19 protein-coding genes are annotated in these 16,533 nt (G+C 64.8%); 17 read left to right on the top strand and 2 right to left on the bottom strand.

All coding sequences use genetic code 11. The features are described from left to right. Nucleotides 1–54 precede the first annotated feature (54 nt). The 14 genes from ACB032_RS13835 (at nucleotide 55) to ACB032_RS13900 (ending at nucleotide 12,834) form a co-directional block, all read left to right on the top strand. A complete protein-coding gene (locus ACB032_RS13835; protein WP_371138118.1) occupies nucleotides 55–1,230 on the top strand; it encodes an acyl-CoA dehydrogenase in 1,176 nt (391 codons plus the stop codon). Continuing rightward, complete coding sequence (locus tag ACB032_RS13840; RefSeq protein ID WP_060388798.1) at nucleotides 1,230–2,384, top strand: CaiB/BaiF CoA-transferase family protein; 1,155 nt, start codon at nucleotides 1,230–1,232, stop codon at nucleotides 2,382–2,384. Before ACB032_RS13835 ends, ACB032_RS13840 begins: the two co-directional genes overlap by 1 nt. 126 nt (nucleotides 2,385–2,510) lie before the next feature. After that, nucleotides 2,511–2,921: a VOC family protein gene (locus ACB032_RS13845; RefSeq protein ID WP_270799397.1), complete on the top strand. Its 411-nt coding sequence runs from the start codon at nucleotides 2,511–2,513 to the stop codon at nucleotides 2,919–2,921. A 102-nt stretch (nucleotides 2,922–3,023) separates the two neighbouring features. Further along, entirely contained in the window at nucleotides 3,024–3,713 is a 690-nt protein-coding gene (gene phoB / locus ACB032_RS13850; RefSeq protein ID WP_005298527.1) for a phosphate regulon transcriptional regulator PhoB, read from the top strand. Nucleotides 3,714–3,721: 8 nt separating this feature from the next. Next, nucleotides 3,722–5,017, top strand: a complete 1,296-nt coding sequence (gene phoR, locus ACB032_RS13855; RefSeq protein ID WP_011705169.1) for a phosphate regulon sensor histidine kinase PhoR — start codon at nucleotides 3,722–3,724, stop codon at nucleotides 5,015–5,017. Between the two features lie 376 nt (nucleotides 5,018–5,393). Continuing rightward, on the top strand, nucleotides 5,394–6,368 hold the full coding sequence (locus ACB032_RS13860; protein WP_011705170.1) for a PstS family phosphate ABC transporter substrate-binding protein: 975 nt from the start codon (nucleotides 5,394–5,396) through the stop codon (nucleotides 6,366–6,368). A gap of 163 nt (nucleotides 6,369–6,531) precedes the next feature. Next, complete coding sequence (locus ACB032_RS13865) at nucleotides 6,532–7,338, top strand: M48 family metallopeptidase (RefSeq protein ID WP_011705171.1); 807 nt, start codon at nucleotides 6,532–6,534, stop codon at nucleotides 7,336–7,338. Beyond that, a complete protein-coding gene (locus ACB032_RS13870) occupies nucleotides 7,326–7,832 on the top strand; it encodes a GNAT family N-acetyltransferase (RefSeq protein ID WP_011705172.1) in 507 nt (168 codons plus the stop codon). Before ACB032_RS13865 ends, ACB032_RS13870 begins: the two co-directional genes overlap by 13 nt. A gap of 109 nt (nucleotides 7,833–7,941) precedes the next feature. Then, complete coding sequence (locus ACB032_RS13875) at nucleotides 7,942–8,844, top strand: ROK family protein (protein ID WP_017408554.1); 903 nt, start codon at nucleotides 7,942–7,944, stop codon at nucleotides 8,842–8,844. Between the two features lie 42 nt (nucleotides 8,845–8,886). Then, on the top strand, nucleotides 8,887–9,612 hold the full coding sequence (locus tag ACB032_RS13880) for a copper homeostasis protein CutC (protein ID WP_371138119.1): 726 nt from the start codon (nucleotides 8,887–8,889) through the stop codon (nucleotides 9,610–9,612). Between the two features lie 201 nt (nucleotides 9,613–9,813). Then, entirely contained in the window at nucleotides 9,814–10,425 is a 612-nt protein-coding gene (locus ACB032_RS13885; protein ID WP_005298548.1) for an FKBP-type peptidyl-prolyl cis-trans isomerase, read from the top strand. Between the two features lie 129 nt (nucleotides 10,426–10,554). After that, nucleotides 10,555–11,436 carry an ABC transporter ATP-binding protein gene (locus ACB032_RS13890; RefSeq protein ID WP_201974921.1) on the top strand — a complete coding sequence of 294 codons (882 nt, stop codon included), beginning with the start codon at nucleotides 10,555–10,557 and terminating at the stop codon, nucleotides 11,434–11,436. Between the two features lie 73 nt (nucleotides 11,437–11,509). After that, nucleotides 11,510–12,523, top strand: a complete 1,014-nt coding sequence (locus tag ACB032_RS13895) for an ABC transporter permease (RefSeq protein WP_371138120.1) — start codon at nucleotides 11,510–11,512, stop codon at nucleotides 12,521–12,523. Continuing rightward, nucleotides 12,508–12,834, top strand: a complete 327-nt coding sequence (locus ACB032_RS13900) for a DUF2845 domain-containing protein (protein WP_029303666.1) — start codon at nucleotides 12,508–12,510, stop codon at nucleotides 12,832–12,834. The genes ACB032_RS13895 and ACB032_RS13900 overlap by 16 nt, the downstream gene beginning before the upstream one ends. 56 nt (nucleotides 12,835–12,890) lie before the next feature. On the opposite strand, the gene ACB032_RS13905 is transcribed toward ACB032_RS13900, so the two are convergent. Continuing rightward, the gene (locus tag ACB032_RS13905; RefSeq protein ID WP_016349931.1) at nucleotides 12,891–13,106 is read right to left on the bottom strand and encodes a DUF1107 domain-containing protein; all 216 of its coding nucleotides are present in this window, start codon (nucleotides 13,104–13,106) and stop codon (nucleotides 12,891–12,893) included. A 188-nt stretch (nucleotides 13,107–13,294) separates the two neighbouring features. Here ACB032_RS13905 and yfcD point away from each other — a divergent pair, with 188 nt between their 5' ends. Beyond that, nucleotides 13,295–13,798, top strand: coding sequence for an NUDIX hydrolase YfcD (gene yfcD / locus ACB032_RS13910; RefSeq protein WP_029301531.1), 504 nt, complete (start codon nucleotides 13,295–13,297; stop codon nucleotides 13,796–13,798). A gap of 60 nt (nucleotides 13,799–13,858) precedes the next feature. On the opposite strand, the gene ACB032_RS13915 is transcribed toward yfcD, so the two are convergent. Continuing rightward, complete coding sequence (locus ACB032_RS13915; RefSeq protein ID WP_187268171.1) at nucleotides 13,859–14,785, bottom strand: phenylacetate--CoA ligase family protein; 927 nt, start codon at nucleotides 14,783–14,785, stop codon at nucleotides 13,859–13,861. 125 nt (nucleotides 14,786–14,910) lie between these two features. Here ACB032_RS13915 and ACB032_RS13920 point away from each other — a divergent pair, with 125 nt between their 5' ends. Together ACB032_RS13920 and ACB032_RS13925 are read left to right on the top strand one after the other, a co-directional pair. After that, nucleotides 14,911–15,384, top strand: a complete 474-nt coding sequence (locus ACB032_RS13920; protein WP_194760164.1) for a peroxiredoxin — start codon at nucleotides 14,911–14,913, stop codon at nucleotides 15,382–15,384. A gap of 124 nt (nucleotides 15,385–15,508) precedes the next feature. After that, nucleotides 15,509–16,477 carry a calcium/sodium antiporter gene (locus ACB032_RS13925; RefSeq protein ID WP_371138121.1) on the top strand — a complete coding sequence of 323 codons (969 nt, stop codon included), beginning with the start codon at nucleotides 15,509–15,511 and terminating at the stop codon, nucleotides 16,475–16,477. Nucleotides 16,478–16,533: the final 56 nt, after the last annotated feature.

The following is a 16,533-nucleotide window of genomic DNA, read 5'->3' on the forward strand; positions in this document are numbered from 1 at the left end:
GGTGGACCCAAAAGAGGCCCTTTGATGATTCTTTTGCATGGCATGGAGTGCTTTATGACGCGTACCCGATTTGATTGGCAAGACCCCTTTTTTCTCGACAGCCAGCTCGGCGAAGAGGAGCGGCTCATCCGCGACGCCGCCCGCGACTACTGCCAGGCACGGCTGATGCCCAGGGTGCTGGAGGCCAACCGCCGCGAGCAGTTTGACCGCACCATCATGAACGAGCTGGGGGAGCTGGGGCTGCTCGGCGCCACCCTGCCGGAACAGTACGGCTGCGCCGGGGTCAATCACGTGGCCTACGGCCTCATCGCCCGGGAGGTGGAGCGGGTCGACAGCGGCTACCGCTCGGCCATGAGCGTGCAGTCGTCCCTGGTGATGCACCCGATCCACGCCTATGGCGACGAGGCCCAGCGCCAGCGCTGGCTGCCGGGACTGGCCCGGGGCGAGCTGGTGGGCTGCTTCGGCCTCACCGAGCCGGACGCGGGTTCCGACCCTGGCTCCATGAAGAGCCGGGCCGAGCGGGTCGACGGCGGTTATCTGCTGACCGGCAACAAGATGTGGATCACCAACTCCCCCATCGCCGATCTGTTCGTGGTGTGGGCCAAGCTGGATGGCGAGATCACCGGCTTCGTGCTGGAGAAGGGGATGGCCGGGCTCTCCGCCCCCAAGATCGAGGGCAAGTTCTCCCTGCGCGCCTCCATCACCGGCGAGATAGTGATGGAGCGGGTCTTCGTGCCAGAAGCGAACCGGCTGGCGGGGGTGAGCGGCCTCAAGGGGCCGTTCGGCTGCCTCAACAAGGCGCGCTACGGCATTGCCTGGGGTGCGCTCGGCGCCGCCGAGTTCTGCTGGCACGCCGCCCGCCAGTACGGGCTGGATCGCCAGCAGTTCGGCCGCCCGCTGGCCGCCACCCAGCTGTTTCAGCTCAAGCTTGCCAACATACAGACCGAGATTGCCCTCGGCCTGCAGGGCTGCCTGCAGGCAGGGCGCTTGATGGACGAGGGGCGCTGCCCGGTGGAGCTGGTGTCGCTCATCAAGCGCAACAGCTGTGGCAAGGCGCTGGAGATAGCCCGGGTCGCCCGCGACATGCACGGCGGCAACGGCATCAGCGACGAGTTTCACGTCATTCGCCACGTGATGAACCTGGAGGCGGTCAACACCTATGAGGGGACCCACGACATCCACGCCCTGATCCTGGGGCGGGCCCAGACCGACCTGCAGGCGTTTGAGTGATGGGGCCCCTTGCCGGCGTGCGCGTGCTGGATCTCAGCCGCGTGCTGGCCGGCCCCTGGGCCAGCCAGCTGCTTGCCGATCTCGGCGCCGATGTGGTCAAGGTGGAGGCCCCCGGGCGCGGTGACGACACCCGCCACTGGGGCCCGCCCGAGCTGGTGGCGGGGGAGGCGGCCTACTTTCATGCCGCCAACCGGGGCAAGCGCTCCATCGCCCTGGATCTAGCGCGCGACAGAGACACCCTGCTGGCATTGGTGGACTGTGCCGACGTGGTGATCGAAAACTTCAAGGTGGGGGGACTGGCACGCTACGGCCTCGACTACCCGAGCCTCAAGGCCCGCCGTCCGGCGCTCATCTACTGCTCCATCACCGGTTTTGGCCAGGACGGTCCCTGGGCTCAGCGACCCGGTTACGACCTGCTGATCCAGGGGCTGGGCGGATTGATGAGCATCACCGGCCAGCCGGACGAGGCCCCCGGCGGCGGGCCGGTCAAGGTGGGGGTGGCGCTCGTCGACATCCTCACCGGCCTCTACGCCACCATCGGCATCCAGGCGGCCCTGCGCCACCGGGAGCGAACCGGGGAGGGGCAGCAGATCGATCTGGCCCTGCTCGACGTGTCGGTGGCGGTGCTGGCCAACCAGGCGATGAACTATCTCGCCACCGGTCAGGCGCCCGGGCGCCTTGGCAATGGCCACCCCAATATCGTCCCTTACGACGTCTACCCCACCCGGGATGGCCATCTGATCCTCGCGGTGGGCAACGACGGCCAGTTTGCCGCGCTGGCGGCCCTGCTGGGGGAACCTGGGTGGGCGACGGACCCCGACTTTGCCAGCAACAGTGGCCGGGTGCGCCAGCGTCACCGGCTCAATGCCCTGATTGCCGAGCGGCTGCTGGCGCGCAGCAGCGCCGAGTGGAGTGCCATGCTGGAGGCGGCCGGGGTGCCGGGTGGCCCCATCCTCACCCTGGATGCGCTGTTCGCCCTCGAGCAGGGGGCGGTGCGCGGCTGGGTGCAGCAGGTGCAACGCGGCGAGCAGTGCTTGCCCACCCTGGCCAATCCGCTGCATCTGTCGGCCACCCCGGTGCGCTACGGGCGCGCTTCGCCGGCGCTGGACGGGGACCGGGATAGCGTGCTGCGCGACTGGCTCGGGCAGGGCTGAACCGGTTGCTTTAGACGGGATGCACCCGTCTTCTACCCTTTATCCTCTCATCTGCCCCGGCGCTGGAGCCCGGGGCCGTCCCCCGTTATGATGCGCCCCGTCCATTCATCTGTTGAGGAACTTCCCATGGCACAACACATTGGCGCCCTGGCCCTGCTGGTGGCCGACTACGACCAGGCCATCACCTTCTTTACCCAGGGACTGGGGTTCGAGCTGCTGGAAGACACGCCCCTCGATGAGCCGGGCAAACCGGGCAAGCGCTGGGTGCGGGTTGCCCCCAAGGGAGCCCCGGGTTCCGCCCTGTTGCTGGCGCGTGCCGCCACCCCGGAGCAGCGGGCCGCCATCGGTCAGCAGGGGGGCGGTCGGGTCTTCCTGTTCCTCGAAACCGACGACTTCTGGGGCGATTACCAGCGCATGCAGGCGTACGGTGTCCACTTTTGTGAACAGCCGCGAACTGAGTCTTACGGCACCGTGGTGGTGTTCGAGGACATCAGTGGCAACCGCTGGGATCTGCTGCAACTCGCTGCTGCCAACTGAATCTGAAAACGTTTATCATCCCGCCTGTCATAAAGTCATAAAAGTGTCACAGAAAGTTCTAATAATTGGCGCACCCATCTTCACAGAGGAGAGAGAAGGGATATGGCTAAGCGAATTCTGGTGGTCGAGGACGAAGCACCGATCCGCGAAATGCTCTGCTTCGTGCTCGAGCAGAAGGGATATGAAACAGTAGAAGCTGAAGATTTTGCCGACGGATTGGCGAAGGTGCGCGAACCCTACCCCGAACTCATCGTGCTGGATTGGATGATGCCGGGCGGCAGCGGCATCCAGTTCATCAAGCAGCTCAAGCAGGATGAGGTGACCCGCCAGATCCCGGTGGTGATGCTGACCGCGCGCGGCGAGGAAGAGGACAAGGTGCGCGGGCTGGAGGCGGGGGCCGATGACTACATCACCAAGCCGTTCTCGCCCAAGGAGCTCACCGCCCGCCTGCATGCGGTGATGCGCCGCGTCTCTCCCACCTCGGTGGACGAGGTGATCGAGGTGCAGGGGCTCAAGCTGGACCCCGTTTCCCACCGGGTCAGCGCCGAGGAGAAGGCGCTCGACATGGGGCCGACCGAATTCAAGCTGCTGCACTTCTTCATGACCCACCCGGAGCGGGTCTACAGTCGCGAGCAGCTGCTCAACAATGTCTGGGGTACCAATGTGTACGTCGAGGACAGAACCGTGGATGTGCACATCCGTCGCCTGCGCAAGGCCATTGAAGAGACGGGGCACGATCGCTTGATCCAGACGGTGCGCGGCGCAGGCTATCGCTTCTCAACCCGTCTGTAGAGGAAGTTATGTTGCAACCTTATGCCTGGCGGCGCCAGTTGTGGCGAATGGCGTTCTTCTATGCGCCCTTCGCCTTGGTCGGCTGGTTGACGAATACCCTCGCCCTCTGCCTGCTGGCGGCCACCGTGCTGCACCTGGGCTGGCACTATCGCTTCCAGAAGCGGCTGTCGGACTGGCTGTGGCACGATCGCAGCCTGGTGCCCCCCAACGGCAGCGGTAGCTGGGAGTACATCTTCAACGGCATCTACAAGTTGCAGCAGCGCCACCGGGCCCGCCGCCGCGAGCTGGCGGGGCTGATCCGCCGCTTTCGGGAAGGGGCGGAGGCACTGCCCGACGCGGCCGTGGTGTTTCGCACCGACGGCAGCATCCTCTGGTGCAACCGGCTGGCCGAGCAGCTGCTCGGTTTTCGCTGGCCGGAAGATGCCGGTCAGCATATCGGCAACCTCATTCGCAATCCCGCCTTCGGCGCCTACCTCGGCAAGGGGCAGTATGACGAACCGTTCGAGATGACCTCACCCATCAACGAGGAGAAGTTTCTCGAGTTTCGCATCATGCCCTACGCCGAGGATCAGGCCATGCTGGTGGTGCGGGACGTCACCCGGCTGCGCAGCCTGGAGAAGACCCGCAAGCACTTCGTCTCCAACGTCTCCCACGAGCTGCGCACCCCGCTGACCGTGCTCAAGGGCTATCTGGAGATGACCGAGGAGCCGCCGCCGCCCGCCATGTGGGCCAAGGCGCACAAGGTGATGATGGAGCAGACCATCCGCATGGACAACCTGGTCAATCAGCTGCTCACTCTGTCGCGCATCGAGGCGGCGCCGACCGTGGATCTCTCCCACCTGGTGGACATGCCCGCCATGCTGGGGCTGCTGGAGCAGGAGGCGCGGGCGCTCTCCGGCGAGCGGGCCCACCAGATCGAGTTCATGGTGCAGCCCAATCTGTTGGTGCGCGGCGATCAGGATCAGCTGCGCAGCGCCGTCTCCAACCTGGTCTACAACGCCATCCACTACACCCCGGCGGGGCGCAAGATCACGGTGGAGTGGCGCAAGCAGGGGGCGATGGCACTGTTTGCGGTGCAGGACGAGGGGGAGGGGATCCCGCCCGAGCACCTGGCGCGGCTCACCGAGCGCTTCTATCGGGTCGACAAGGCCCGCTCCCGTCACACCGGCGGCTCGGGGCTGGGGCTTGCCATCGTCAAGCATGCTTTGAGTCACCACGACTGCCAGCTCGACATCGAGAGCCGGGTCGGCCTCGGCAGCCGCTTCAGCTTTCTCATCCCCGGCCGCATGGTAGTGGTTAAATAGTCTTTGCCGGCAAGGGGTTGGCATCAAAAGAGGGCGGCGATGGCGGCCCTTTTTTCATTTGTTCAACAAGCCCGCCATGTCATTAAAGTGTCACATTAAATCCATAAATTTGTCACTGCCAGGTCAGATACTGGCGCCGTCTTGAGAACGGACCTGTCGCCGGTTTGGCGCAGGGAGAGCACGAAACGCGACCAGCCGATCGCAGTGCTCGGGATGTGACCACTTTCGGCCTCAGATTGACGCTTGCCTTCTGCCACCACAGGACTGGGGGAAGAGGGCAGGAAATGACACTCAGCGAATCGTCCGGCGTGACCGGCGGTGAGCCAAGTTAACCCGTGTTTTGATGGACTGCGTTCTGCAACCTTGGAGAGATTGGATGAAACTCAACAAACTGGCTGGTGTAATCGGATTCACCGCAGCTACCCTGTTTTCCGTCAGCACCCTGGCTGCCGGTGTGGATAAAAACCTGCCGGATTACACTCCGACCAGCGGCATCTCGGGCAACCTGTCCTCTGTCGGCTCGGACACCCTGGCCAACATGATGACCCTGTGGGCCGAAGAATTTAAGCGCATGTACCCCAACGTCAACGTGCAGATCCAGGCTGCCGGTTCCTCCACCGCACCGACCGCACTGACCGAAGGCGTTGCCCAGTTCGGCCCCATGAGCCGCGCCATGAAATCCGGCGAGGAAGAGGCCTTCGAGAAGCGCTACGGTTACAAGCCGACCGCCATCCGCGTCGCGGTCGATGCCCTGGCGGTGTTCGTCAACAAGGACAACCCCATCAAGGGGCTGACCATGCCGCAACTGGATGCCATCTTCTCCAGCACCCTCAAGTGCGGCGAAGCCAAGGCGGCCACCAAGTGGGCTGATCTGGGTCTGGACGGCAACTGGTCTTCCAAGGATCTGCAACTGTTCGGTCGCAACTCGGTGTCCGGTACCTACGGTTACTTCAAGGAACACGCCCTGTGCAACGGTGACTTCAAGAGCGGCGTGAACGAGCAGCCGGGTTCTGCCTCCGTGGTGCAGTCCGTCTCCTCCTCCCTGAACGGCATCGGCTACTCCGGTATCGGTTACGTCACCTCCGGCGTGCGCGCCGTACCGCTCTCCAAGGATGGCAAGACCTTCATCGAAGCGACCTCTGACAACGCCATCACCGGCAAATACCCGCTGTCGCGCTTCCTGTACGTCTACGTGAACAAGCACCCGAACAAGCCGCTCTCTCCGATGGAGCAAGAGTTCCTGAAGATGGTGCTCTCCAAGGCGGGCCAGAACATCGTTGCCAAAGATGGCTACGTACCGGTACCGGCCAAGGTGGTCGAAGCCGACCTGAAGAAACTGGGCATCATGTAAGCCGGTTTCCTTTGCCAGACGGGCCCTGCGGGGCCCGTTTTGTTTTTTGGTTGCAGTCCGATTGCGGTATGTGACCGCTTTCGCCAGACCGGGTGATTTGCCGACTTGCACCGGACGCCCGCATTTCCGAAAATAGGGCATCTTTATGGTGAAGGACACCTCCATGACATCTCCCCTGTTCAAGCTTGGCCTGGCGGCACTCTGTTCCACCCTGCTCGCCAGCTGTGCCCAGTCTCCCACCGGCCGCAGCCAGATGCTGCTGTTCTCGCCCCAGCAGATGAGCAAGCTGGGGGCCGACTCCTTCGAAGAGATGAAGAAGCAGGAGAAGGTGAGCACGGATGCGAAGATGAACGCCTATGTCTCCTGCGTCGCCAAGGCGGTGACCGCCCAGGTGCCGAGCCAGTACGGCATCACCAGCTGGGAAGTGGTGGTGTTTGACTCCAAGCAGGTCAACGCCTTCGCCCTGCCTGGCGGCAAGATCGGGGTCTACAGCGGCCTGCTCAAGGTGGCCAAGAACCAGGATCAGCTCGCCACCGTCATCGGCCACGAGCTGACCCACGTGCTGGCCCAGCACTCCAACGAGCGGCTCTCCCGCAGCCAGCTGACCGGCCTTGGCCTGGCGGCTGCCGACATCGCCATGGGCAGCAGCGAATACCGCGGCGCCACCATGGCGGCACTGGGGCTTGGGGTGGAGGTCGGCGTCATGCTGCCCTATGGCCGCGAGCAGGAGAGCGAGGCGGACCGGCTGGGTCTGGACCTGATGGCCCGCGCCGGTTTCAATCCCGCCGAAGCGATTCCGCTGTGGCAGAACATGAGCGCGGCCGCGGGCGGCAATGCACCGCCCCAGCTGCTCTCCACCCACCCCAGCAACGAGAACCGGATCGCCGAGCTGCAGGCCCAGCAGGCTGAAGCCGTGCCGCTCTACGAGCAGGCCCGTGCCTCTGGGCTGGTACCCCAATGCAAGGCATAAGCCTGCGCATGGCGCGGCCCGATGATGCCGCCGCCATGACGGTGATGCAGCGGGCCAGCTGGCTCGCCGCATACGGCGGCGTGCTCGGTGCCGACATGCTGGCCCAGCTGGCGGTGACCGAGCATCTGCAGATCTGGCAGCGCCGGCTGGCGGAGACGGGCCCAAGGCCCATGCTGCTGTGCCAGGACGAAGTGGTCATCGGCCTGCTCTACTGGCAGCCGGAGACGACGGGGGAGTACCCCACCGCCTGGATCCGCGCCTTCTACCTGCATCCCGACCACTGGCGCCAGGGCCACGGCAAGCGGCTGTGGCAGGCGGTGGCGATGCAGATGCGGCGCGCCGGCTGTGAAGGCGTCAGATTGTGGCTGCTCGATGGCAACCACATCGGCGAGGGGTTTTACCTGCGCCGCGGCTTCATGTTCGATGGTCAGGAGCGCACCCTGATGAGCCTCGGCCAGCCCTGCCTGCAGCGACAAATGTTTCGTTTGCTTTGATCTCTCTCCCGTTTTTCGCCTCTGGTCACTTTATTTTTTTTGCGAATTAATACAATGTCCCCCTCTGGACAGGCTGAGGTGAGGCGACTCATCGACAAGGGAGTGTGGCATGTATTACGGCTTTGATATTGGTGGCACCAAGATAGCGTTCGCTGTGTATGACGGCGCCTTGAATCTCTGTCACGAGGAGCGCATGAGCACTCCCGGCAATGATTATGAAGGGCTGCAGCAGCTCATCCGCGCGCGGGTCGAACAGGCGGATGCCCGTTTCGGCGCCCGTGGTGCGGTGGGCATCGGCTTCCCCGGCATTCTCAACCGGCACGACCACAGCATAGTGGCGGCCAATCTGCCCTCCATCAATGGCCGCCACCTGGGCGCCGATCTGGCCGAGCTGCTGGAGCGTCCGGTCAAGGTGGACAACGATGCCAACTGCTTCCTCTGGTCCGAGGTACATCAGGGGGCGGCGGCGGGAGCCGACAGCGCCCTCGGCGTCACCATCGGCACCGGCATCGGTGGCGCCGTCTATCTGGCGGGCAAACTGATCCAGGGCCGCAACTGGCTGGCGGGGGAGATAGGCCACTACCCGCTGCCGGCCACCATGCTGATGAAGTACCCCGACCTGCCTCGTCCCCGTTGCGGCTGCGGCCGTCTGGTCTGTTTTGAAACCTATGCCTCCGGCACCGGGCTGGAGCGGCTCTACCATCACTTCCACGGTCAGCGTGCCAGCGGCCACCAGATAGTGGGGCGCTTCGAGGCGCATGAGCCCCATGCGGTGGCCACGGTCGACTGCTGGCTCGAAATCATGGCCGCCGGGCTTGCCACCGCCATCTCGGTGGTCGACCCCGACGTGGTGGTGCTGGGGGGCGGCCTGAGCGGTCTGCCCGCGCTCTACGAACAGCTGCCGCTGCGCCTGCCTGGCCATCTGCTGCCCGGGGTCGCCCTGCCCGAGATCCGCGAGGCCCGCTTCGGCGGCGCCGGCGGGGTGCGCGGGGCCGCCTTGCTCAATTTATGAGATCAGATCCGGGGTCTGATCTCCCCAATAAAGGAGTCCATCATGACCTCTCTTGAAATCTGTATCGACAATCTGGAATCCCTGTTTACCGCCCAGGAGGCCGGCGCGAATCGCATTGAGCTCTGCTCTGCGCTGGGGCTGGGTGGCCTGACTCCCTCCTATGGCTTCATGCAGCTGGCGGCGCGCCATGCCACCGTTCCCGTCTACGCCATGATCCGGCCCCGGGCCGGCGACTTCTGCTTTGGCGAAGGGGAGTTCGAGATGATGCTGCAGGACATCGCGGCGGCCCGCGCCGCCGGCCTGCAAGGGGTGGTGGTCGGTCTGCTGGACGAGCAGGGACGGGTGCCTGCCGCCAAACTCACCCAGCTGATCGAGGCGGCAGGGCCCCTTGGCGTTACCTTCCACCGCGCCATCGACCTCTCCTCCGACTGGCGCCTCGACTTGGAGACCATAGTCGCCGCCGGCTGCGAGCGCATTCTGAGCTCTGGCCACGCGCCGACCGCGCTGGCGGGCCTCGAGACCCTGCAGGCGATGCAGCAGGCGCTGGCGGGGCGGGCCAGCCTGATGCCGGGCGCCGGGGTTAATGCCGACAACGTGCGCACCATAGTGGAGTTCACCGGGGTGAACGAGGTGCACATGTCCGGCATGGGCTGGCGCGGCGGCATGGTGCCCCATGGTGTCAACATGGGCACCTCGGACGATGGCCGGGTCAATATCACCGATGGCGCCAAGGTGGCGGCGGTGCGGGCTCTGCTGGACAGGGCCTGATACGGCTTGAATGTGAGCTGGGGTGATGGTGCTCTGTTTTCCCTCCCTTCTCCCCTTGCGGGAGAAGGGGTGGGGATGAGGGGGCTGATGTGAGACACCTCCCACCTAGTGGCAAAACCGGGGACGGGCCGGCAGCACCCGGCGTAAAAGTCTGATATTATCCCGTCTCTTTTTACCCTCAGGACCCGGAGCAACTTCTCAATGTCCCAATACGACTCTATCGAACAGAAGGCCAGCTATGGCATCGGCCGCAACATGGGTGATCAACTGGCGCAGCAAGCCTTCGCCGGTCTGGATATCCCGGCCCTGCAGCAAGGTCTGGCAGATGCCCTGAATGGTCTGGAGTTCGCGGTCAGCCGTGACGATATCAACGATGCCTTCCAGGTCATCACTGCCCGCATGCAGGAAGAGCAGGAAGCCGTCGCCAAGGCTGCCGCCGCCGAAGGCGAAGCCTTCCTGGCCGACAACGCCAAGCGCGCCGAAGTGAAGACCACCGAGTCCGGTCTGCAGTACGAAGTGCTGGTGGAAGGCAACGGTGCCGTACCGGTAGCCGGTCAGTCCGTCCGTGTGCACTACCACGGTACCTTCACCCACGGTGGCGTGTTCGACAGCTCCGTCGCCCGCGGCCAGCCGGCCGAATTCCCGGTAACTGGCGTGATCGCCGGTTGGGTAGAAGCGCTGCAACTGATGCCGGTTGGCTCCAAGTGGAAGCTCTACATTCCGCAGGATCTGGCTTACGGCGCACGCGGTGCCGGTTCCATCCCGCCGTACTCCGCCCTGGTATTCGAAGTGGAGCTGCTGGACATCCTGTGATCCGGCTGGCTTGATTGATACAGACGGCGACCCTCGGGTCGCCGTCTGTTTTTTTGCGCCGCACGCGGCGGGGCATGGGCAGCGCCTGCGCTTTTGGATATAGTCATGGCTCCTGCTGGGAGAGCGCCCATGGCTGCCATCATTGAAGTCGTCGATCTCGTCAAGCACTTCCCCGGTGTCAAGGCGGTGGACGGGCTCAGCTTTGCCATTCCCGCCGGCAGCTGTTTCGGTCTGCTCGGCCCGAACGGGGCGGGCAAGACCACCACCATCGAGCTGCTGGAGGGGATCCTCACCCCGGACAGCGGCCAGATCCTGTTTCACGGTGCCCCGCGCGGCCCCGACTACCGCTCCCGCATCGGCATCCAGTTCCAGCACACTGCGCTGCAGGATTTCCTGACGGTGCGCGATACCCTGCGCCTGTTTGCCAGCCTCTACCCGGCCCCCTTGCCCCAGGCCCAGCTCATCGAGCTGTGTGCGCTGGGAGAATTTATCGATCGGGACAGTCGCAAGCTCTCCGGCGGTCAGCGGCAACGGCTGCTGCTGGCGTTGGCGCTGCTCGGCGACCCCGAGCTGCTGTTTCTGGACGAGCCTACCACGGGGCTCGATCCCCAGGCCCGCCACCACTTCTGGCAGCGCATCGAGGCGATCAAGGCGCAGGGCAAGACGGTGGTGCTCACCACCCACTACATGGACGAGGCCCAGCAGCTGTGCGATCAGATTGCCATCGTCGATCACGGCCATCTGCTGAGCCTGGATACCCCGGTCGCCCTGCTGGCCCAGCATTTTGACGGCGTGCTGGTGCGCCTTGCGGCTCACCCGGCCCTCGCCAGTCTCGGCTATCCCCTGCGCCCGCTTGGCGAGCAGGTGGAGCTGAGCTGCCCCGACGTGGCGGACTTGCTGCCACGGCTGCTGAGCCTGGGCGTGCCGCTGACCGGCATGCAGGTGCGCTCCCCCAATCTGGAGGATCTCTTCCTCCACCTGACCGGCCACAGCCTGCGGAGCGGCTCATGAACGCGGCCTCGTGGCACCCCGCAGCGGTGCCTGCCGGCATGCCGTCCCAGCCTGCCAGCCCAAGGAGCACCAGATGACGGGATCCCTCAAGCGCATCGGCGCGCTCTTCTATGCCCGCAACCTGGAGTTCGTGCGAGATCGGGCCGCGCTTGTCTGGAACCTGGCCTTTCCGCTGTTGCTGGTGCTGGGGTTCACCCTCATCTTCTCCGGCCCGCCCAAGCCGCTGGTGCAGATGGGGGTGGTGGGGGGGCTGCCCGCGGCCTATGCCCCGCTGCGCGCCGTGCCGCTGCTCAAAATCATCCCCTATGACGAGGAGGAGAAGGGCCGGCTCAAGGTGCGCCACCATCAGCTGGATCTGCTGCTCTCGCCCGGCACGGGCCGTTACTGGATCAATCCGGACGCCCCCCAGGGAGCCATGGCCGAGTACCTGCTGCGCCAGGCCGTGCCGGTGCCGCTCACGCGAGAGACCTTGAGCGGGCGCGCCATTCGCTACGGTGACTGGCTGCTGCCCGGGGTGATCGGCATGAACCTGATGTTCTCCGGCCTGTTCGGGGTGGGCTTCGTCATCGTCCGCTACCGCAAGAACGGGGTGCTCAAGCGGCTGCGGGCCACCCCGCTCTCGGCCGCCGAGTTTCTCTGCGCCCAACTGCTGTCGCGCATCCTGATCACCCTGGTGGTGAGCCTGCTGGTGTTTCTGGTGGCCTACGGCCTGCTCGGGGTGCCGCTGCTGGGCTCGGGCTGGCTGTTGCTGTTGATCGCCCTGCTGGGCGGGGCGTCCATGGCGTCCCTCGGCCTGCTGGTGGCGGCCCGCATCCAGAACGAGGAGCTGGCGAGCGGGCTGCTCAACGTTATCAGCATGCCGATGATGTTTCTCTCCGGCGTCTGGTTCTCGCTGGAAGGGGCCCCCGCCTGGCTGCAGCAGCTGGCGGCCTGGCTGCCGCTCAGCCAGATCATCGCGGCGGCCCGTGCCGTCATGCTGGAAGGGGCAGGCTGGGCCGAGGTGGCGGCGCCACTGGGCTGGGTCCTGCTGTTTACGCTCTGCTGCATCACCCTGGGCAGTGCCCTGTTCAAATGGAGTCACCGATGAAGTCACTACCGCTGGTTGGCGGGGCCCTGCTGGCCCTGCTGTTGAGTCTGCCGGCCAGTGCCGGCGCCATGCGCTGCAAGAATGCGCTGATCACCGAAGGGGACAGCACCGCCGAGATGCTGCTCAAGTGCGGCGAACCCATGCTGCGCGAGGAGCTGACCCGCAACGAGGAGAATCAGTTCGGCAACCTGATGCAGGTGAAGTATGGGGAGCGCTGGACCTACAACTTCGGCAAGAACGAGTTCATGCGCTTCGTCACCGTGCGCAACGGGGTGATCACCGACATCGAAAACGGCCCGCGCGGCGAGTAGCCGGCGGGCAAAGACGTGCATGGACGCAGACTACAAAACAGAAAGGACTATGGAAGTTACCCCAACAGCAGGGTGGTATGACGCAGGCCGCGAACCTCCAGATTGATCTGCCGGGCCAGACTCAGGGTCTGACGGCAGGTCAGGCTCTCCAGATTGATCTCGCCGCCGCTGAACTCGAACCGCCCGTGGGCCTCCACCATGAAGCTGCCGTGATGGAAGCTCTTGATGTAGCGGGCAATCTGGCGGGGAGACAAGTTCTTGAACACCTTCATCACAAAACACCTGTTGCGTGGACAGGGCACACTATGGCGTTGCCAGGTGACACGGATGTGACAGTTTGTGGAGGTTTGTATGAATCCAGTTTGTTCTCTGCCCGCACTGGCCGTCCATGTGGGGCGGGAGTGAAAAAAGGCTGCCATGACAAGCCGTTGCCCCGATATACTGCGGGCAGTTTAACGCCATGAACAAGAAGGGTCTGCGTGTGGAATGGGTGGATGTGGTGGATGGAAACAATCAGGTCGTCGGGGTTGCCGAGCGTGCCAAGGTGCGGCGGGAGAACCTCTGCCACCGCGCCAGCTATATCCTGGTGCTCGACGAGGCTGACCGCATCCTGGTACAGCGCCGCACCCTCAGCAAGGACTTCTGCCCCGGCATGCTGGATGCCTGCGCCGGCGGTGTGGTCACCACGGGCGAGCAGATGGAGCCCTCCGCTCGCCGCGAGCTGGCCGAGGAGCTGGGGATCCGCGATGTGCCGCTGCAGGCATTCGGTGACTTCTATGCCGAAGGGGAGGGGTATCGGGTCTGGGGCGGTCTCTTCAGCTGCCGCTATCAGGGGCCGTTGCAACTGCAGGCCGAAGAGGTGAGCGAGGTGTGCTGGATGAGCCAGGCGGAGATCGCCGCGCGGGCCGCCGAATTTACCCCCGACTCCCTGCTCGCCATCGCCACCTGGCAGGCGCGGCGCTGACGCGTACCCAGCATGTAAAACGGGCAGCCAGTGGCTGCCCGTTTTGTTTCAGGGGGGATGTTAGACCAGCCTGAGTCGGCGGTTGGTGCGCCCGCACGGACTGGCGCCGGCGAGCCAGTGGCCCTGCCACTCGGTGATCAGACGCAGCAGCGGGTATTCCAGATCGAGCCGTGTCACCACCAGCTGACCGACGCCATCGCCGATGACCGGCTCGCCGCTGGCCAGATCGATGATCTCGATGATGTAGTTCTCGTTGACGATGAAGCCTTGGCCGGGCTGGCTCTCATAGGCGATCACCCCCGCATCCTGCAGCAACAGGCAGTTGAGCGCCCGGATACCGTGCACCGCCTGCAGCGGCCGGGTATCGGGGTGGGAGGATTCGCACAGCAGGGCGCAGCGCAGGCTGTTGCTCGGTACCTCGGCTCGCTCTGCCGCCTCCAGCAGATCCAGCAGCACCGCCAGCGGCCCGACGAAGCCGGTCGGCTCATAGCGCTGCAGTGCCTCCAGCTGGCGCCCGGTATCGTGGGGGCCGCAGGGCACCACGGGGGCACCCAGCTGGCGGGCGCCGTTGTCGAAGATGAAGGCGGTGGGGCTGATGTGGTAGTCGTGGCCGTTGAGCAATACCTCCCCGGCCTTGAAACCGGCAGCGAACAGGGCGCGTGCCGCCCCCCACCAGTCGGCACCGGCGTACTCGGGAATGGCCAGCTGACCCGGGCAGGCAAAGACCCGCAACGCCTGGCTGGCGGGGCGGCCGGTGAGGCCGGCAAAGGGCGGGTGAGCCTGCTGGGCGGCGAACAGTTCGCTGGCATTGAGCAGGGGCAGGCTGGTCAGCTCGCCCAGATCCTGCAGGCGACGCTGGCGGTAGGCACTGGAATAACCGGCGCAATACTGGCCGACATGGGTAAGCAGGTGATTGATTTGATCCAGTTGTTGCTGCTCTCGCAAGGCGGAGGGGCGAATTTCCAGTCCATCGTAATAGTGCTGCATGAGGCCTCCTTGGTCGCTGATCCTGCTCAAGGTTAGTCCAAAAGGCGGACGGGATCGGGGTCTGTGTCACATGGCGGGAGTGGGGTAGACTGGAGCCCCTGCCATCCAGTTGAGGACGAGAGATCATGATAGCGATTGGCCAAGCCCTGCCTGCGGGCGAATTCACCTTCATCACCGCCGAGGGCAAGCAGCAGCGGGATAGCCAAAGCCTGTTTGGCGGCAAGCGGATGGTGCTGTTTGCGGTGCCCGGCGCCTTCACCCCCACCTGTTCCAACGCCCACCTGCCGGGTTATGTGGTGTTGGCGGACAAGTTCAAGGCCAAGGGCGTCGATGCTATCTGCTGTCTGTCGGTCAACGACGCCTTCGTGATGAAGGCGTGGCAGGATGCCCAGAACGCCGAGGCCATCACCATGCTGGCCGATGGCGACGGCAGCTGGACCCGGGCACTGGGTCTGGCCAAAGAGACCGGGGCCTTCGGTGGCGTGCGCGCCCAGCGCTTTGCTCTTATCGCCAACGATGGCGTGGTCGAGCAGCTGTTCGTGGAGGCGCCCGGCAAGTTCGAGGTGTCGGATGCCCAGAGCCTGCTGGCGGCGCTGTAAAATATCAATCGGTGTTTGATTACACCTTGAAATAGCAAGCGGCCCCGTTACACTGAGGCCGCGTTTGGATGGAGCCAGGCAACTTGCCTGGCTCTCGTGTTTGCCGTGGATGAGATAGAACAATATGACCTTGGCTTTTGTTGCCCTGATTGCCGGACTGGCGCTGCTGGTCTGGAGTGCGGACAAGTTTGTCGATGGCGCCGCCGCCACCGCCCGTTACGCCGGCATGCCGCCGCTGCTGATCGGCATGGTGATCATCGGCTTTGGTACTTCGGCCCCCGAGATGGTGGTCTCGGCGCTGGCGGCCTCCCAGGGCAACCCCGGCCTCGCGCTCGGCAACGCCTATGGCTCCAACATCACCAATATTGCGCTGATCCTGGGGCTGACCGCCCTGATCAGCCCCATCGCGGTGGCCTCCCAGGTGGTGCGCAAGGAGATCCCCATCCTGCTCGGCATCACCCTGCTCTCCGGCGCCCTGCTGCTGGACGGTCATCTGGACCGCACGGACGCCGTCATCCTCGGCGTGGTGTTCGTCGGCCTGATGGGCTGGTCGATCCGGGCCGGCATGCGCGGCAAGGGGGATGCGCTGGATGTGGAAACCGAGGAGAGCATCGACAGCGAGGGGATGTCCCTCAAGGCGGCCATCTGCTGGCTCATCGTCGGACTGGTGCTGCTGATTGCGGCCTCCCGCCTGCTGGTGTGGGGGGCGGTGACCATCGCCCAGGCGCTCGGCATCAGCGATCTGGTGATTGGCCTCACCATCGTCGCCGTCGGCACCTCGCTGCCGGAGCTCGCCTCTTCGCTGATTGCCATTCGCAAGAACGAGCACGACCTGGCCCTTGGCAACGTGCTCGGCTCCAACCTGTTCAACACCCTGGCGGTGGTGGGGATCGCGGCGGGGATCCACCCGCTCGACGTGGCACCGGAAGTGCTCTCCCGCGACTGGAGCGTGATGATGGGGCTGACTCTGTTGCTGCTGTTGATGTGCCTGGGCCGCAAGGGGCAGGGGCGGATCAACCGGCTGGAGGGGGGCCTGCTGCTCGCCTGCTTCGTCGGCTACACCGGCTGGTTGCTGGCCAGCCAGTTCATCTAGCCGTTTGTGCTGGATGAAACGAAAGAGGGGAAGCCATGGCTTCCCCTCTTTGCATT

This window comes from Aeromonas sp. S5(2024) (genome assembly GCF_041403025.1).
Classification (GTDB): Bacteria; Pseudomonadota; Gammaproteobacteria; order Enterobacterales; family Aeromonadaceae; genus Aeromonas; species Aeromonas hydrophila.

What these genes read in the sequence shown, in the direction of transcription:
- ACB032_RS13835 (WP_371138118.1), top strand. Translation starts at nt 55, where the DNA reads ATGACGCGTACCCGATTTGATTGGCAAGACCCCTTTTTTCTCGACAGC.
- ACB032_RS13840 (WP_060388798.1), top strand. Translation starts at nt 1,230, where the DNA reads ATGGGGCCCCTTGCCGGCGTGCGCGTGCTGGATCTCAGCCGCGTGCTG.
- ACB032_RS13845 (WP_270799397.1), top strand. Translation starts at nt 2,511, where the DNA reads ATGGCACAACACATTGGCGCCCTGGCCCTGCTGGTGGCCGACTACGAC.
- phoB (WP_005298527.1), top strand. Translation starts at nt 3,024, where the DNA reads ATGGCTAAGCGAATTCTGGTGGTCGAGGACGAAGCACCGATCCGCGAA.
- phoR (WP_011705169.1), top strand. Translation starts at nt 3,722, where the DNA reads ATGTTGCAACCTTATGCCTGGCGGCGCCAGTTGTGGCGAATGGCGTTC.
- ACB032_RS13860 (WP_011705170.1), top strand. Translation starts at nt 5,394, where the DNA reads ATGAAACTCAACAAACTGGCTGGTGTAATCGGATTCACCGCAGCTACC.
- ACB032_RS13865 (WP_011705171.1), top strand. Translation starts at nt 6,532, where the DNA reads ATGACATCTCCCCTGTTCAAGCTTGGCCTGGCGGCACTCTGTTCCACC.
- ACB032_RS13870 (WP_011705172.1), top strand. Translation starts at nt 7,326, where the DNA reads ATGCAAGGCATAAGCCTGCGCATGGCGCGGCCCGATGATGCCGCCGCC.
- ACB032_RS13875 (WP_017408554.1), top strand. Translation starts at nt 7,942, where the DNA reads ATGTATTACGGCTTTGATATTGGTGGCACCAAGATAGCGTTCGCTGTG.
- ACB032_RS13880 (WP_371138119.1), top strand. Translation starts at nt 8,887, where the DNA reads ATGACCTCTCTTGAAATCTGTATCGACAATCTGGAATCCCTGTTTACC.
- ACB032_RS13885 (WP_005298548.1), top strand. Translation starts at nt 9,814, where the DNA reads ATGTCCCAATACGACTCTATCGAACAGAAGGCCAGCTATGGCATCGGC.
- ACB032_RS13890 (WP_201974921.1), top strand. Translation starts at nt 10,555, where the DNA reads ATGGCTGCCATCATTGAAGTCGTCGATCTCGTCAAGCACTTCCCCGGT.
- ACB032_RS13895 (WP_371138120.1), top strand. Translation starts at nt 11,510, where the DNA reads ATGACGGGATCCCTCAAGCGCATCGGCGCGCTCTTCTATGCCCGCAAC.
- ACB032_RS13900 (WP_029303666.1), top strand. Translation starts at nt 12,508, where the DNA reads ATGGAGTCACCGATGAAGTCACTACCGCTGGTTGGCGGGGCCCTGCTG.
- ACB032_RS13905 (WP_016349931.1), bottom strand. Translation starts at nt 13,106, where the DNA reads ATGAAGGTGTTCAAGAACTTGTCTCCCCGCCAGATTGCCCGCTACATC.
- yfcD (WP_029301531.1), top strand. Translation starts at nt 13,295, where the DNA reads ATGAACAAGAAGGGTCTGCGTGTGGAATGGGTGGATGTGGTGGATGGA.
- ACB032_RS13915 (WP_187268171.1), bottom strand. Translation starts at nt 14,785, where the DNA reads ATGCAGCACTATTACGATGGACTGGAAATTCGCCCCTCCGCCTTGCGA.
- ACB032_RS13920 (WP_194760164.1), top strand. Translation starts at nt 14,911, where the DNA reads ATGATAGCGATTGGCCAAGCCCTGCCTGCGGGCGAATTCACCTTCATC.
- ACB032_RS13925 (WP_371138121.1), top strand. Translation starts at nt 15,509, where the DNA reads ATGACCTTGGCTTTTGTTGCCCTGATTGCCGGACTGGCGCTGCTGGTC.